The organism is Flavobacterium mesophilum, from assembly GCF_039581405.1.
Lineage (GTDB): Bacteria > Bacteroidota > Bacteroidia > Flavobacteriales > Flavobacteriaceae > Flavobacterium.
The window spans coordinates 576,271-593,664 of the sequence record NZ_JBCPXZ010000001.1 but is presented as its reverse complement, the minus strand read 5'-3'; the positions used below and the strand labels follow the sequence as shown (position 1 = coordinate 593,664).

Sequence of the window (17,394 nt, the reverse complement as noted above, 5' to 3'; positions counted from 1 at the left end):
AAAGCGAAAATAAAGTTGTTAATAAATCATTTAAATAAGTGTAAGGAAATAGCTGAAAAAATTTTAAAAAAACGTATCTTGGCACGCTTTGAAACTATTATAATTATTTAATATAACAACTTATGTCTGAAGGAGAAAAGTTAATTCCTATTAACATAGAGGATGAAATGAAGTCAGCTTACATCGATTATTCGATGTCGGTAATTGTATCAAGAGCACTTCCTGATGTTAGAGATGGCTTGAAACCAGTGCACCGAAGAGTTCTTTACGGAATGTATGATTTAGGTGTAACTTCAAGATCTGCCCACAAAAAATCTGCGAGAATCGTGGGAGAGGTTCTGGGTAAGTATCACCCGCACGGAGATACTTCTGTTTATGACGCAATGGTTCGTATGGCTCAAGAGTGGAGTATGCGATATTTATTAGTTGATGGTCAAGGTAACTTTGGATCTGTCGATGGTGACAGTCCTGCAGCAATGCGTTATACTGAGGCTAGAATGCGTAAGATTTCTGAGGAAATTATGGCAGATATCGAAAAAGAAACAGTTGATTTTCAATTAAACTTTGACGATACAATATATGAGCCAAAAGTAATGCCTACAAGAGTTCCTACTTTGTTAGTAAACGGAGCGACAGGTATTGCAGTTGGTATGGCTACTAACATGCCACCACACAATTTAACTGAAGTTATCAATGGTACTTTAGCATACCTTGATAATAACGATATTGAAGTAGACGAATTAATGTCTCACATCAAAGCTCCTGATTTCCCAACGGGAGGTATTATTTATGGATACGAGGGTGTTCGTGAAGCTTTTAAAACAGGTAGAGGACGTATTGTCATGCGTGCAAAAGTTGGTTTTGAAGAAGTTGACGGAAGAGAATGCATCATCGTTACTGAAATTCCATATCAAGTTAACAAAGCCGAAATGATCAAACGTACGGCTGATTTGGTTAACGAGAAAAAAATCGAAGGTATTGCAAATATCCGTGACGAGTCGGATAGAAGCGGTATGCGTATCGTTTATATCTTAAAACGTGATGCTACGCCAAACGTTGTTTTGAATACCTTATATAAATATACTCAATTACAATCTTCTTTCAGTGTAAATAATATTGCATTAGTAAAAGGACGTCCTCAATTATTGAATCTAAAAGATATGATTCATTATTTTATTGAGCACCGTCATGATGTAGTGGTTAGAAGAACGCAGTTTGAATTACGCAAAGCGGAAGAAAGAGCACATATTTTAGAAGGTTTAATCATTGCTTCTGACAATATCGACGAGGTAATTGCGTTAATTAGAGGATCTAAAAACACAGATGAAGCGAGAGAGAAATTAATCGAAAGATTTAATTTGTCTGATATTCAAGCTCGTGCAATTGTTGAGATGCGTTTGCGTCAGCTAACAGGTCTGGAGCAAGATAAATTAAGAGCTGAATTTGATGAGTTAATGAAGTTAATCGAGCACTTAAAAGCTTTATTAGCAGATGTTAATTTGAGAATTGATTTGATTAAAGAAGAGCTTACTGAAATCCGTGATAAATATGGTGATGAGCGTCGTTCTCAAATTGAATATGCTGGAGGAGATGTAAGTATCGAAGATTTGATTGCTGATGAAAATGTTGTAATTACAATTTCGCATGCAGGTTATATCAAACGTACCAACTTGACAGAGTATAAAACTCAAAATAGAGGTGGGGTTGGACAGAAAAGTGCCGGAACAAGAGATCAGGATTTCCTTGAGCACATGTTCGTTGCAACAAACCACCAATATATGATGTTCTTTACGCAAAAAGGAAAATGTTTCTGGATGCGTGTTTATGAAATTCCAGAAGGAAGCAAAACAGCAAAAGGTAGAGCAATTCAGAACTTGGTGAATATTGAAAGTGATGATAAAGTAAAGGCTTTCATTTGTACGCAAGACTTAAAAGATAAAGATTATATCAATACGCATAATCTTGTAATGGTGACGAAGCAAGGTCAGGTTAAGAAAACTTCTTTAGAGAAATATTCTAAACCTCGTGTAAATGGAGTTGCTGCAATTACAATTAAAGAAGGTGATGAATTGATTGGTGCTCAGTTGACAAACGGAGAAAGCCAAATTATCTTAGCAGTTAAATCTGGTAAATTAGTTCGTTTTGAAGAAACTAAAACACGTCCGATGGGAAGAACAGCTTCTGGAGTTCGTGGAATTACTTTAAAAGATGAAACTGACGAAGTAATCGGAATGGTTACTGTTGATAAAAATGATATTGCAGAATCTCAAATTTTAGTTGTAACTGAAAATGGTTACGGAAAACGTACTAAACTTGTTGATGACGACGGAGAAGATGTGTACAGAATTACAAACCGTGGAGGTAAAGGGGTTAAAACACTTAACATCACGGAGAAAACTGGAAAATTAATCTCTATTAATGCGGTAACTGATTCTGACGACTTGATGATTATCAACAAATCTGGATTGACAATCAGAATGGCAATTGAAGATTTGCGTGTTATGGGGCGTGCAACTCAAGGTGTTAGATTAATTAACTTAAAAGGAAAAGATTCTATCGCGGCCGTTACTACTGTAATGAAAGACGAAGAAGCTGAAGAAGTTGTTGTAGATGAAGACGGAAATGTTATTGAATCTGCAATCGAACGAGTTAAGCCAGACATGGAAGTTCTAGAAGACGAAGGCTCAACAGATGATGACGATGATGATTCTGATGACGTAGTAGAGGATGAAGATGACTCTGATGATGAGGAATCTGAAGAATAATAAAACCACAAAAAATTAAAATTAAATACACAAATTGAATATTATGAAAAGTAAATATGTATTACTTGCTTCAGCGTTGTTGATTTCAGTAGCTACTTTTGCTCAGAAGGATCAAATCAAAAATGCTGAGAAAGCTTTAAAAAGCGGAGATGCTCAAGGAGCAATTGCAATATTAAAAGATGCTGAAAATTTAGTAACTAATGCTAAAGATGTTGAGCAAGCTCAGTACTATTTTGTTAAAGGAAATGCTTATTTAGATTTAGCTAACAAAAAAGTAGAAGAAGGTAAAAACTTGTCAGCAGCTGCTGAAAGTTACAAAACATTAATTGACGTTGAAAAAACTTCTGGAAAACAAAAGTATTCAACTCAAGCTGCTGCTTCAATTACTGATATTAAAGGAAAATTGATCAATGCTGCTATCGCTGATTCTCAGGCTGGTAAAAATACAGATGGAGCTAAAAAATTGTATGATGCTTATTTGTTAGATAAAAAAGATACAATCAATTTATACTATGCAGCTTCTACTGCAGTAAATGCTCAAGATTATGACACTGCATTGCCAATGTATGAAGAATTGAAGAAATTGAATTTCTCAGGAAAAGGAACTCTTTATACTGCTGTAAACAAAATTTCAGGAAATGATGATGGTTTTGCTAATGCGAAAGATAGAGATTTGGCTGTAAAATTAGGAACTCACGAAAAACCTAAAACTGAAGCTGTTCCTTCAAAAAGAGGTGAAATCTACAAAAACTTAGCGTTGATTTTAGTTCAAAAAGGAAGAACTGAAGAAGCGAAAAAAGCAATTTCTGATGCAAGAAAAGCAAATCCAGATGATAGTTCTTTGACTCTTACTGAGGCTAATTTGTACCTAGAAACTAAAGATTTTGATACATACAAAAAATTAGTAAATGAAGCTTTAGAGAAAGATCCAAACAATGCTGATTTGATTTTTAATTTAGGTGTTATCAGTGCAAATGCAAAAAATACTGCTGATGCTGAGAAATATTATTTAAAAGCAATCGAAATCAATCCTCAATATACAAATGCTTACCTAAATCTTTCTGCTTTAAAATTAGAAGCTGATAAGCCGATCATTGACGAAATCAATAAATTGGGTAATAGTGCAAAAGATATGAAGCGATATGATGTTTTAAAAGCACAAAGAGAAGCTCTTTTTAAAAGTGTAATCCCTTATCTTAAAAAAGCACATGACTTAGATCCTAAAAATGAAGATGTTTCAAAAACATTATTAGGAGTTTACAGAGCTTTAGAAATGACTGCAGAGGCAAATGCTTTAAAAGCTTCAATGCAATAATAGAAGTTCAGAATAAAAAAAAAGACCATTCACGCAGTGAATGGTCTTTTTTTATGTTTTAAAGCCTGTTTGCTAGCTTTCTAAAGTTGCATTTAGCGTAATGGTGGTATTTAGAAGTTTGGAAATTGGGCAAATTTCCTTTGCCTTGGCAGCTGTTGCATTGAATTCTGCTGCAGAAATAGAAGGAACTTTTCCTTTTAACTCCAAATGGATCAATGTTATAGTTCCGTCTTCAAAAGTTACAGTAGCTTCTGTTGTTAAATCATCTGCTGTGAAACCTGCTTCGTTCAATAAAAAGCTTAATTGCATGGTAAAACAGCCTGAATGCGCTGCTGCAACAAGTTCTTCAGGGTTTGTGCCCACACCATCAGCAAATCTCGTTTTAAACGATAATTGTGCATTATCCAGCGTTGTGCTTTGTGTGCTAATTGTTCCTTTTCCTTCCATACCGGTTCCTTGCCAGTTGGCGTGTGCTTTTCTTGTAAATTTCATATTCAGTTATTTTTGATTAATAAGTCGAAGTTAAAATATTGATTATCAAATAAAATGATTTTATAAATATAGTCAATATTTTTTTAAGTGTCATTTTATCAATTTGTTATCTGAATGTGAAATGCAAAAAAAAAGACACAATGAATTATCATTGCATCTTCTAAGAAAAATAAAATTCCAAATTCCAATGCTTAGATTTGATTGGAATTTGGAATTTAAAAATTGGAATTTCTATGAAATTTTAAGTTTTATTCTTGATTTAAATTACGCAACTGTTTTAATTTATCTTTCCATAATTCAAGGCTTTCCTTGTGGATTGCAATGTTTTTGCGTACTTCTAAAACAATTGAGTTTTCTTTTTTAGCATTTTTTGTATTCGTAAAAAACTGAATGTTGTTTTCTAATTGAAAGATTTCATTTTGAACTTCTTCGATTTTGCGCATAATAAAGATTTTTTCATTGTCTAATTTGCGTGTATCGTTGCTGTCTGAAAGTGAATCAATGCGATTAGAAAAACGCATCATTTCGCTTTCTTTTTTGCTTAAGCTTAATTTTTCAAAAAGCGCATCCAGGATTTTGTTGAATTTGCCTTCGATATGGCGTCTTGAAAATGGTACTTTACCATAACCTTTCCAAATTTCGATGTGCTGTTTTATGGCGTCTAAATCAGTTTTATGATCTCCCGTAAGCTGATATGCTCTTAAGATATCCAAGTAAGCCTTTTTGTTGTCGAAAGCAGCTACCTCATCAGCATTTTCTTCTGATTTGTGTTCTTTTAGCTTATCAAAATAATGGTTGCATGCGTCTTTAAATTCTTTCCAGATTTTATCTGAATATTTTTTAGGAACGTGACCAATTTGTTTCCACTCTTCCTGAATTTGTTTCATGATTGGAGTAGTAGAGCTGAAATCAGTGCTTTCTTGAAGCTCTTTTGCTTTCGCCACAAGAGCCATCTTTTTATTTAAATTGTCGTTTTGATCTTTTTTGATGTCTTTGTAAAACGAATTTTTAAACGCATTAAAATTTCTTACTGCGGTTTTAAATGAAGCCCAAGTTTCTTCGTTTACCTCGGAAGGTACTTTTCCTGCTGCGAAAAACTCATTTCTAAGCGCTTCAACTTTTTGGATCTGAATAAGCCATTGTGAATGAGAATTTACTTTTTCAGTTCCTAAAACTTCGATTTTGCCAATTATTTCTTTTTTTACTTCAAGATTTTTCTGTTCGTTAGCTCTTTGGCTTTCAAACAATAATTCTCTCTTGTCGTGGATTTTTTTTGTCAATTCACTGAATTTATTCCAGATTGAATCTCGGTGTTCTTTAGAAACTGGCCCAATATCTTCTTTCCAAATTCGGTGTAAATCTTGCAGTTCGCGGAATGCTTTACTGATGTCAGTTTCATTAGCCAATTCTTCAACGCGAGTGATGATTTTTTGTTTTTGTTCCAAATTGTATTTGAAATCCAAATCTCTTGCTTCGCGGTCTAAATGAAGATAATCGTAGAAATTTTCGACATGAAAATGATAATTATTCCAAACGTGGTTGTATTTGTCTTTTGGGATTGCTCCTGCATTTTTCCATCTTTCTCTCAATTCATTAAAATGCTTAAGAGTATCTTTGATGTTTTCCTGTGGGTTGATTAGCTCTTTAAGCTCTTCAACAATAGCAAGTCTGTTTTCTAAATTTGCTTTTAGATTGGTTTGCAAATGCTTAAAGTGAGCATTTCTTTTTTCTCTAAAAACATTATAGTATTCATCAAATTTCAGTTTTAAAGGAGAATGATATTCAAATTCTTCATTAGGATCTTGGTTTGTAGCGTTGAATTCTTCTCTTTTTTCTTCAATTAAATGATTGTATTGTAGTAAAAATGATTTTTTTATTTCTTCAATATGGTCTTTGACAGACATAACTTTGTCTAATTGAATCAGTTTTCTCAATTCATCGACAAGCGCATCTAATGTAAAAGTATCATAATCCTTCATAGGAATATCATGGCGCTCTTTCAGCGTTTCATCTTCACTTTCTTCTGCATTAGAATTTGTAATAGCATCTAAGGCTTCTTGATGATCATTTTCTTCAGTAACTTCTGTTGTCACTGGTGTTGTTTCTGTCTCTGAAATTAGATTTTCAGGAGTTGTTTCAGCACTTGATGCATCAATTGCATTTTCTTGAATAGAATCAGTAGTGTCGATTCCTAATTTTCCGTCTGCTTCTTGCAGGTTATCATTCTTTTCTTCTAACATCTTAAATGTATAAGGTTTTTACTTTTAACAGTGCGAAAGATAGTAAAGGTGTTTCTAAATACAAAATAAATCACCTGTTTATACGCTATTTCACGATGAAATTCTTATTTTTTATTATAATTAGAGATTAGGATATTGATTTTTTTTTGGTTTTTGTTGCGTTAAATATAAATTATGAATTAGTAGTGTTTTTCTAAATTTGTCGTTGAATTGAGATTTTAATTTTATTTTTAATTCAATTAAAATAAAATCAAAAGTCCAACCTCCATTCCGAAATTATATGTTTTTTCGCCCCCAAAAGCAACACTTGGGTGTACATATGCTAAATTCGTTGGGGTAATTTTTCGGCCAAATTCAAGAAATGCATTATTTTGAAAACCGTCGACAACATTATTATATCTAAAAGCAACATCGCCTGAAAGCCAGTTTTTTCCAAAAAACCACAAAAGGTTATTTTCAAGAAGAGTGACACTGACATCGCTTCTGTTGCTGGAGCCGGCAAAACTCTGGTTATGCTCTAAAGTGGCAATATATAAGAATTTCTTTTGTTTAAAGTACTTTGCATAAATAACAGCGGGAATAACTACCCACTTACCGCTACCAAAATTTGGATCTTGGGCAGAATTTGAAATGACTCTAGTTCGTAAACCAATTCCATCATTTGTTTTAAAATAAGGGATGTAACTTACTCCAACGCCAATATCACCAATACCACTCTTGTTTATTGAATTAGTACTAGTGGAAATTAAAGGAAGGTCAAACCTCAAGTTCCAATCTTTGTTTCCAACGGGCTGTAAAACACGCAAATTGGTAGTATTAAACGAGCCGTTATCTCGATCTAAATATTCATTATACATCAAAATGGTCTGCATAAAATAATTATATCGAGGTTCGGAAAAAGGACTATGACTTCTGTCTATTTCCTGATCTTGAGCTTTAACGATAAATGAGATAAGAAAAAAAAAGCTAATGCAAAGTATTTGTTTTTTCATAACTATCTATTAATGAGTAGTCTAAGTTATGAAAAATATTTTAACATTTAATTTTGAACAGACTTTTTATTTGTTCCATATTTTCCAAGCTTTTTCGGCTTGAAAAATTAACATATCATAACCATTTTTTATAATTGCGCCTTTTTCTTTAGCATTTTTTAAAAACTGAGTTTCTGCTGGATTATAGATCAAATCGTAGGCAATATGTTTTTCTGTGAAAAATTCATAAGGCAAGTCTGGACAAGCTTCGATATTTGGACTTGTTCCTACTGGTGTACAATTAATTATGATTTGGAAATTGTCAAAAGTTGTAGCATTGATTAAGCTGTAATCGATTATGTTTTCTTTGGATTCCCTAGAAACAAAAACATACGGAATGTCAAGTTCGTCAAGAGCAAAAGCGACACCTTTTGAAGCGCCTCCCGTTCCTAAAATCAAGGCCTTTTTATGGTGCGGTTCTAATAATGGTTTTAAAGATTTTTTGAATCCATAATAATCAGTGTTGTAGCCTTTCAGTTTGCCTTTTTTGGTAAACTTAATAGTGTTTACAGCGCCAATCAAATTTGCTTTTGTTGAAAGTTTGTCTAAAAAGGGGATAACTTGCTCTTTGTAAGGAATAGTAACATTTAAACCTTTCAAATCAGGATTGTTTTTTAGCAATCCTTTGAAATGGCTGATTTCAGAAATGTCGAAATTTTCATAGGTGTTTCCTGCAAAAACTTCATTGTTGAATTTTTCTGTAAAATATCCTTTTGAAAAAGAGTAACTTATATTACGGCCCAATAAGCCAAAACGCCTTTTTAGAGTATCAATCATTCCTTATTTCTTATGTTTTTCAATGTAATTTTTAACCATTTTTTTTGACCACACCACTGGAAACAAATCTTCAATCAAGATATAATTGTCGAAGTTTAAGCGTAAACCATTGCTTAAATGGAATTTTGCTTTAGTATTGTCCTGAATCATGAAATACAAACCTGCTAAACGGTATTCGATTTCGTTTTCTTCTGGAAAATATTCTGATGCTTGTAATAATGTTTGAATTGCGCTTTCAAATTCACCAAGAAATTGAAGAATGTCAACCCAAAACAACCATGTATCTAACGCATAATCGCCAAATTCCACAGCTTTTCGGTATCCAAATTCGGCTTCTTCAAAAAAGTTCATTTGTTTGTTGATCGTCGCATAACGTTTCCAATACATGCGATTTTGATTGTCGATTGCCAAGGCTTTGTTTACAAAAAACAATGCTTTTTGGAAATTTTTCTGGCGCATATAAAAATCAGTGATCGCAATCCATCCTTTGTCCAAAAGCGGATCTTCATGAACGGTTTGATTGTAATACTGAAGTGCTTTTACAGCATTTCCAAGTTTTTCATAGCATTTTCCAATTCGCAATAAAGCATACGAAGTTGCATCGTCAAGCTCAATCGTACGATTGTAGCTTTCGATTGCTTCGTTGTATTTTTTAAGACGTTCGTAAGCTTTTGCTTTTTCCATGAACGCTCCTAAAAATTCATCATCAATCAGCGTTGCATAGTCAAAAGCGCGAATGGCAGCTTCATATTCTTTTACGCCGTAATGCAAGCGTCCAAGCTGATGCCAGGCAATTTCGCTGTACGGATTTCTGTTGATGTATTCGTTAAGATAAACTATAGCTTCTTGGTTTTGATCTAAAAACTCAAAACAATACACCACGTTATACAAGGCCGACTGGTCTTCTAAATCTTCTTCAAGACATTTGATGAAACTGTCTTTTGCCATTTCAAGATTATCCATAAAAAGATACTCCATTCCAATCAAGTTGTATACATCGGCGTAGTCATCAGTGTATTGCAGAGCAATCTTCAATAATTCTACAGCTTTTTCGTGTTGATCTCTTTTAGAGCAGATATTGGCTTTCTGGATATAAATTTCCTCGTTGTTCGGTTCGATTGCATACAACTCGTTTAAAAGCTTCTCAGCGATATCGAGCTTGTCGTCGTAAACCAGCATTTCTACTTGTACTAATTTTAAGCCTGTAGATTTTGGATGCTGATCTAATGCAAGTTTTAAGGCTTTTTTTGCTAAATTGGCCTTGCCTATGTCTAAATAATGAAGAATAATTTCTTCAAATTCTTCAGAATCAAAAAAGAGTACTTTGTTAGTTTTTAACATCGACTCAAATTTGGATAGAGATAGGTTATAATCTTCTTCTTCGTTGCTTAATTGCATACTTTCTCTATTTGAAATTAGCCTGTTATAAATTTAGGCAACCATATAATTGTTGTAAGGAAAGGGAATTAATTGTTTTGAACAATTTAATTAACAAAATATGATGTTTTTTATTCTATTTTAGGAAGAAATATCCTTTATTCTAAAAGGATTAACTTCATTTTTAATCTTTTTTTGGTTTTCAACTTAAAATTTATTCGGTTGAAAATGTGTTGTTTATTGCTTGATGTTGTCGAGAACAAGCTTGAAAAATCATCACGAAATCTGATTTATTTTTGCTTTTCCAATATTTCATCCATAACCTCCAAAATCGTCGCGCAACCTTCTCTAATTTCATCTTTTGAAATAGTCAAAGGAGGTGTTATTCTAATCGCGCATCCTTCAAATAAAAGCCAAAATAAAATCAATCCTCTGTCTTGACAATTTAAGATGACTTCGTTCGTAATTTCAGCTGATTCTGTCATGGCTGCCAACATCAATCCTTTTCCTCTTACTTCTGTTATCAAAGGATGTACCAAAAGCGATCTGAAGAGTTTTTCCTTTTCTAGTGTTTCTGCCATTAAATTTGTTTCAGTTAATTCCTGCAAAGTGGCAAGACAGGCTGACGCAATGACAGGATGACCTCCAAAAGTGGTGATATGTCCTAATTTTGGGTTTTCTGTAAGCAAATCCATTTTTTCAGCCGAAGCAGTAAAAGCGCCAACAGGCATTCCGCCTCCCATTCCTTTTCCCATCACGACAATATCTGGAACAACATCATAGTTTTGGAATCCAAAAAGCTTTCCTGTTCTTCCAAAGCCGGGCTGAATTTCATCAACAATCATTAATGCACCAACTTCATCACAACGTTTACGCACTTTCTCTAGATAATTATTTTCTGGTTGGATAAATCCAGCGCCTCCTTGAATAGTTTCTAAAAGAATTGCAGCAGTTCGAGTAGTTATTTTTTGCAAATCCTCTTCGTTGTTGAAGGTAACAAAATCAACATCTGGAAGAAGTGGTCTAAAAGCTTGTTTTCGTTCTTCAAAACCCATAACGCTCATAGAGCCCATAGTGTTTCCGTGATATGCATTATGGCAAGAAATCAACTGACTGCGCCCTGTGGTCCTTTTTGCTAGTTTTAAAGCGCCTTCAATAGCTTCGGTACCGGAATTAACCAAATAGGTTTTGTTTAAAGATTCTGGTAGGAGTGAAGCCATCAATTTGCAGTATTGAACTGCCGGACTTTGTGAATATTCGCCATAAACCATCACATGGGAATATTTGTCCAGCTGATCTTTAATTGCTTGATTTACTCTGGGATGCTGATGACCAAGTGTACAGGCAGATACACCTGCAACAAAATCTAAATATTTTTTATCGTTTGTATCGTAAATATAAGAGCCAATGGCGTGAGAAACTTCCATTCCTAAAGGATAAGGTGAAGTTTGTGCCTGATATTTTATAAAATCTGGATTCATTTTTTTTAAGGTTCAAAGTGGCAAAGGTACTAAGGGACTAAGGTTTTAATTTTAGGCTTAGGTTAATTTTGTACCAAGATTAAAGTTAATTGAACTGAAAACTACTTAGAGGTTTTTGCCGGAGTAGCTTTGGCAGCAGGCTTCTTTTTGTCGTAATTCAAGGTTTCTTTCCTGACTTTCATCGGGATGTCTTTGCCTTTTTCTTCTTGGTCTTTTCCTTCTTTGATTAATTTTTCATTTAGTTCATTGTCTTCGTCGGTAAAAATATCATCTTTCGATTTTATTCGTTCATCGCCACGCCAGTGCAAGCCTCTGAGTTTTCGGGCGTTTTCGGGCAAATCAGCTTCAGGATATAAATCTCCGTCGACATTGGTAAAAAGAGTCAGCGTTTGGATTTGATTGTCTTCTAAAACCAAATTGATTTTACTGCTTACACTTTTATCGATTCCAACAAGTTCATTTTGATCATTTCTACTATAATAAATAACCTCGGTATTTTTGATAATATCAACATTGTGAAGTTTTCCGTCTTTGAATTTTCCGAATAAATTAAGTCCTTTCACTTGATTAAATCCAGTTCCTAATGTATCCCGCGAGACCAGAAAAGTGTTGTTGAGTACCTTTAAAGAATCAATTTTTCTAGTGTTTTTATCACCAATCAAATGCATGACATCACCGGTAATTTGGCTTTCGCCGCTCCATAAAATTGGATTTCCTATCAATTTTGTTAAAGCGATTTTAGAATTCGAATGAATCGAATCGCATTTTCCGCTCATATCCGTTTTGTAAAAACGAACATTGTTGTAAGCTCTCAAAATTCGTTCACCTTCCTTTCCGGTAACCATTAATTTTTTTCCGTGTATATAAACCGAATCATTGTCTACAAAATTTACTGCTACAGCTCTTTTGGTTACGAACATAGAATCTTTCAACTTGTAAATCTCGGCATAATGTCCTTTTACAATACCACGATTTATGGAATCGGTTATTTTTACATTTCGAGTTGCCGAAGCAAATTCAATGTTTCGATTATAATACAAACTATCGCCTTCAATGCGCCTGTCATCATATTTTATATATGATTTCCTAAGGAAATGGGCGAGATTCTTTTTCGTGTCATAAAAACCTTTTTCCGTATAAATGTAATTGGCTTTACTAGTAATAGTTGAAGGTCCAAGTAAATAAGTATGTCCAGAATTGCTGTAATAGTCTAAATGATTTGACTTGATTACATATTTCGGATTTGTAATAGTGACTTCTGTCAAAAATTGGAACTTTTTCTCCGCGACAAAATAGCGTCCTGATTTGCTCACTAATGTGTTGTCTTTATTGACAATTGTTCCTTTTGTATTATAGAAAACTTGCTGTACGTTTCGGTCAAAATTAATTGTATCCGTTTTCAATGAAGCATCTGGCGAAGTCATTACAGCATCTCCGGTTGCAAAAGCTTTTTTAAAATTTCCGTTGTATTCAGCGTATTTGCTGTTTAAATATAAGGTGTCTCCTTGAACCAATTGCACATTACCAAAAGCCTTCAAGTAATTTTCTTTCTGAAAAAAATACGCTTTGTTGCAAGTCAAAACCACTCCGTCATGATTTATTTTTACATTTCCAGTCAATAAAACCGCATCTGGCACCAATTCTTGATTGACATCAGAAAAATCAGAATTCTCTATAATGATTTTTTTAGGTGCGGGTTTATTTTTTGATGCTTGAGCAAAAACAAACTGCGTAGTTAATAGCAGCAGACAAAAAGATATGAAAAAGAGTGATTTCTTCAATTGATTAAATTTTTGTCAAATTTATGAAAAAGGTTACAACCTTATAATGTTATTAGGATTAATTTATAATTCAAAAATCTAGTATTTCTTGACCTTGTAGCTAATGTTGTTTTTTATCAACAAAATAACCAACTCTCACGTTGTAGTAAACTGTTTTTTACTGATTTTAAAACAATTTGAAATCAGTTTTATTTGAGTTTTAAAAATTAGAGTAAATTTAGGAAATGATTTTCGGAACCAAATTTAATTCTGAATTCTCAAAATAGACCGATTTTATAAAGAATATGATAAATAAACGATTTTTTGCTGCTGGAATGGCAGCAAGCATGCTTTTTACAGCATGTAAAACAAAAGATTTAAAAATGAGCAACGCCAAAGAAGAAAATACTCCAGCAAATAAGGTTGTAGTTTATCAAGTTTTTACACGTTTGTTTGGAAATAAAAATACGACCAATAAACCTTGGGGAACTATCGAAGAAAATGGAGTTGGGAAGTTTAATGATTTTACAGACAAAGCGCTTCATGAAATCAAAGATTTAGGCGTAACATACATTTGGTATACAGGTGTGCCTCATCATGCCTTAGTGCGAGATTATACGGCTTTCGGAATTTCAAATGATGATCCAGAAGTTGTAAAAGGTCGCGCAGGATCGCCTTATGCGGTAAAGGATTATTATAATGTAAATCCTGATTTGGCAGTAAATCCAGCTAATAGATTGCAGGAATTTGAAGCCTTGATTGCACGCACGCACAAAGCAGGTTTGAAATTGATTATTGATATTGTTCCAAATCATATAGCACGAAAATATGAAGGGAAAAGTAATCCAGAAGGGGTACGAGATTTTGGTGCCGATGATGATGTAAGTGTTGAATATGAAAGAGATAATAACTTTTATTACATTCCGAATACCGCTTTTGAAATTCCAGATGGAGATGTCCCTTTAAATGGAGAGAAAAATTCGCTTATTGATGGCAAGTTTGTAGAAAATCCTGCAAAATGGACTGGAAATGGTTCTAGAAAAGCAAAACCAGACCAAAATGATTGGTACGAAACGGTAAAAGTAAATTATGGCGTGCGTCCTGATGGTTCAAAAGATTTTCCAGAACTTCCAACTGGATTCGATCAAAAACCGTATCAAGAACATTTTGCTTTTTGGCAAGGTAAAGATGTACCAAGTTCATGGAAAAAGTTTAGAGACATTGCTTTGTATTGGACGGCAAAAGGTGTTGACGGTTTCCGATATGACATGGCCGAAATGGTTCCGTATGAATTTTGGAGTTATATGAATTCGGCGATCAAAATGAAAAATCCGAATGCATTTTTATTAGCCGAAGTTTATAATCCGAATGAATATAGAAATTACATTCGTTTAGGAAAAATGGATTATTTGTATGATAAAGTCGAAACGTATGATAAGCTGAAAGATGTAATTCGAGGAAAATCTTCACCTGACGGACTTTCAGATATTCAAAAAGGAATGGCTGATATTGAACATCACATGCTTCATTTTTTGGATAATCATGACGAGCAACGTTTGGCAAGTCCAGAATTTGCGGGGATTGCAGAACGCGGAAAACCTTTAATGGTCGTTTCTACAACAATAAGTACTTCGCCTACAATGGTTTATTTTGGGCAAGAAGTAGGAGAGGCAGGTAATGAAGATGCTGGTTTCGGAAAGCGCTCTAGAACATCTATTTTTGATTATATCGGAGTTCCAAATCACCAAAAATGGATGAACGATGGAAAATTTGATGGCGGAAAATTATCGGATTCAGAGAAAAACTTGCGCGATTTCTATAAAAGATTATTAAATTTTTCGATAAAGAGCTCGGCTTTAATGGGGAGTTTTCAAGAAATTCAATCCGTAAATCGCCAGAATAATGCTGGTTATGACGAATTGATTTATTCTTATGTACGTTGGTCTGATAAACAAAAACTGATTGTTGTTGCTAATTTTTCATCTGAAAAAACAAGCGAATTTGAATTAAAAGTGCCAGCTGATGTTATTTCAAAATGGAATCTAAAAGACGGTTCGTATGTTTTGGTCGATAAATTATATTCAGAAAATAAAACGTATTTCACTGTAAAGAATGGAGAAGGAGTGGCAAGAGTAAAAATCAAGCCTTCAGAATCATTTATTTTTGAAGTGAATTAAATTTTGGGGAATTTAATAGCAAAAACGGATTTAGGAAATTTAATTCTAAATCCGTTTTTGTTTTAAACTGCAATTAAAAGCGACAAGATTTCTTTAATGGAAAATTGAGCGCCACAAACAAATTCATCTGATGCCCCATAATAAATAATAAGCGTGTCGCCATCGGGATCTATAATATGTCCATTTGTGAAAACAACGTTTCCAAAAAAGCCACTCAATTCATAATCAGTAGTTGGAATCATAATTGGATCTTCAGTTCTCGAAATTACTTTTGAAGGATCTTCTAAATCCATTAAAAAAGCGCCTAGACAATACTGATGATGTTCATTAGCCCCGTGATAAATTTCCAGCCAGCCTTTTTCTGTTTTTATCGGAGCGGCGCCGGCACCAACTCTTTTGCTGTCCCAAAGTTTTTTTCTGGTTTTAATAATGCATTTATGATTTCCCCAATGAATTCCGTCTGGAGAGGAAGCGATCCAAATGTAATTTCCGCCAAGATCAACGCTACTGGGGCGATGTAAAGCATAAAATAATCCGTTTATTTTTTCTTCAAAAATGGTACAGTCTTTATTATGTGGAGGCAAAATCATACCATGTTTTTGGAAAACTTTCCAATCAGTTGTGGTACGTAATCCAACTCCAACTCCATTTTCTGAAACAGAAGTAAAAGTCAGATAATATTTTCCTTCAAGAAAAGAAACGCGACAATCTTCAATTCCGAAAGTTTCTAAAATTCCTTCGCCTACCAAATTCGGATAATCTTCTGGTTCATAAAAATGATGTCCATCTTCACTGCATAACAATCTAATGTGTGAGAGTGTGGTCAAATAATCAGCTCCTTGATAATTGATTACTCGAGCGTCTGTTGCAATCAATTCGGGATGATCTTTTAAAATTTCAATGATTTGAATAATGCCTGTTTCGGTTAAGACAGGGAAGGAGATAATGTTTTCAATTTGCTTTGGCCTTTCAGCAACTCGAACGGCTAGCCATATTTTATTTTGAAACCGAAATACGCCCGGATTTAAAAGACAAGTGATTTCTAATCCTTCTCTGCTCGGAGGAATATCTGCTGGAGATAACAGCGGATTTTCTATAAAACGGTTGGCTATATCTTTCATGTTTTCTAAAAATAAACATTAAGATATAAAAAAAAGCTGACACTTTTTTGAGTATCAGCTTTTTTATGATTTATACTTTTTTGACTTTCTTCAAAGCCTCGACGTAATTTTCGTTTACTTTTTCCCAATTTATATGTTTGTAAAAAGCATCGATATAACTTCCTTTTCTGTTTTGGTAATCCAGATAATAAGCGTGCTCCCACAAATCAATTCCTAAAATTGGAGTTCCAGGAATCAGGGCATTTTTCATTAAAGGATTATCTTGATTATCTGTTGTCGTAATTTGCAGTTTGCCATAACGATCTACAACCAGCCAAACCCAGCCAGAACCAAATTGTTTTTCGGCCTGTCCTTTAAATTGGTTAGTCAAATTATTGAACGAACCAAATTCCTTATTGATTGATCCTGAAAGTGTGTCTTTTGGTGCCTGCTCTTTTGGCGTCAACACATTGAAATATAATGTATGATTGTAATAGCCACCAGCATTTTGACGAAGCTTAGCGTTGCTAAGATCCATTTTTTTCAAAATATCCTCAATAGGCATATTTTCGTACTCAGTCGAAAGAATTTCTTTGTTTAAGTTATTCGTAAACGTAACATAGTGTTTAGAATAATGAGCTTCTAAAGTTAGAGAACGAATATCAGGTGCTAATCCGTCGTAAGCAAATGGCAGTTTTGTAAGTCCAAAAGAGCCAGGTGCTACAGTTACCTCATCAGGAGATCCAATAGTAATTTTTTCTTCTTTAGTTGGAAGAGGAACCTCTACAACTTCAGTAAGTTTGTTACCGTCATTACAAGAAAATAATACAAAAAATGAAGCTAAAATGCCAAAACGAATGATGTTTGTCTTCATGATTA

General features: G+C 33.9%; 12 protein-coding genes. 3 read left to right on the top strand and 9 right to left on the bottom strand.

The window, feature by feature from the left end; genetic code table 11:
* Positions 1 to 122: 122 nt before the first annotated feature.
* Together gyrA and AAYQ19_RS02470 are read left to right on the top strand one after the other, a co-directional pair.
* Positions 123 to 2,765, top strand: coding sequence for a DNA gyrase subunit A (gene gyrA / locus AAYQ19_RS02475; protein WP_343533484.1), 2,643 nt, complete (start codon positions 123 to 125; stop codon positions 2,763 to 2,765).
* Between the two features lie 43 nt (positions 2,766 to 2,808).
* A complete protein-coding gene (locus tag AAYQ19_RS02470; protein ID WP_343533482.1) occupies positions 2,809 to 4,080 on the top strand; it encodes a tetratricopeptide repeat protein in 1,272 nt (423 codons plus the stop codon).
* A gap of 72 nt (positions 4,081 to 4,152) precedes the next feature.
* Here AAYQ19_RS02470 and AAYQ19_RS02465 read toward each other — a convergent pair whose 3' ends face one another.
* The 7 genes from AAYQ19_RS02465 to AAYQ19_RS02435 all read right to left on the bottom strand — a co-directional run bounded on the left by AAYQ19_RS02465 (position 4,153) and on the right by AAYQ19_RS02435 (position 13,259).
* The gene (locus tag AAYQ19_RS02465) at positions 4,153 to 4,572 is read right to left on the bottom strand and encodes an OsmC family protein (protein WP_343533480.1); all 420 of its coding nucleotides are present in this window, start codon (positions 4,570 to 4,572) and stop codon (positions 4,153 to 4,155) included.
* A 248-nt stretch (positions 4,573 to 4,820) separates the two neighbouring features.
* Complete coding sequence (locus AAYQ19_RS02460) at positions 4,821 to 6,812, bottom strand: DUF349 domain-containing protein (RefSeq protein ID WP_343533478.1); 1,992 nt, start codon at positions 6,810 to 6,812, stop codon at positions 4,821 to 4,823.
* Positions 6,813 to 7,051: 239 nt separating this feature from the next.
* Positions 7,052 to 7,804 carry a lipid A phosphoethanolamine transferase gene (locus tag AAYQ19_RS02455; RefSeq protein WP_343533476.1) on the bottom strand — a complete coding sequence of 251 codons (753 nt, stop codon included), beginning with the start codon at positions 7,802 to 7,804 and terminating at the stop codon, positions 7,052 to 7,054.
* Between the two features lie 66 nt (positions 7,805 to 7,870).
* A complete protein-coding gene (locus AAYQ19_RS02450) occupies positions 7,871 to 8,620 on the bottom strand; it encodes a shikimate dehydrogenase family protein (protein ID WP_343533474.1) in 750 nt (249 codons plus the stop codon).
* Between the two features lie 3 nt (positions 8,621 to 8,623).
* A complete protein-coding gene (locus tag AAYQ19_RS02445) occupies positions 8,624 to 10,018 on the bottom strand; it encodes a tetratricopeptide repeat protein (RefSeq protein WP_343533472.1) in 1,395 nt (464 codons plus the stop codon).
* Between the two features lie 269 nt (positions 10,019 to 10,287).
* Entirely contained in the window at positions 10,288 to 11,478 is a 1,191-nt protein-coding gene (locus AAYQ19_RS02440) for an aspartate aminotransferase family protein (RefSeq protein WP_343533470.1), read from the bottom strand.
* A gap of 101 nt (positions 11,479 to 11,579) precedes the next feature.
* Positions 11,580 to 13,259: an OstA-like protein gene (locus AAYQ19_RS02435; protein WP_343533468.1), complete on the bottom strand. Its 1,680-nt coding sequence runs from the start codon at positions 13,257 to 13,259 to the stop codon at positions 11,580 to 11,582.
* 284 nt (positions 13,260 to 13,543) lie between these two features.
* Between AAYQ19_RS02435 and AAYQ19_RS02430 the strand changes: the two genes are divergently transcribed.
* The gene (locus AAYQ19_RS02430; RefSeq protein ID WP_343533466.1) at positions 13,544 to 15,415 is read left to right on the top strand and encodes an alpha-amylase family glycosyl hydrolase; all 1,872 of its coding nucleotides are present in this window, start codon (positions 13,544 to 13,546) and stop codon (positions 15,413 to 15,415) included.
* Positions 15,416 to 15,477: 62 nt separating this feature from the next.
* Here AAYQ19_RS02430 and AAYQ19_RS02425 read toward each other — a convergent pair whose 3' ends face one another.
* Positions 15,478 to 16,536, bottom strand: coding sequence for a glycoside hydrolase family 130 protein (locus tag AAYQ19_RS02425; protein WP_343533464.1), 1,059 nt, complete (start codon positions 16,534 to 16,536; stop codon positions 15,478 to 15,480).
* Between the two features lie 70 nt (positions 16,537 to 16,606).
* A complete protein-coding gene (locus AAYQ19_RS02420; RefSeq protein ID WP_343533462.1) occupies positions 16,607 to 17,389 on the bottom strand; it encodes a superoxide dismutase in 783 nt (260 codons plus the stop codon).
* Positions 17,390 to 17,394: the final 5 nt, after the last annotated feature.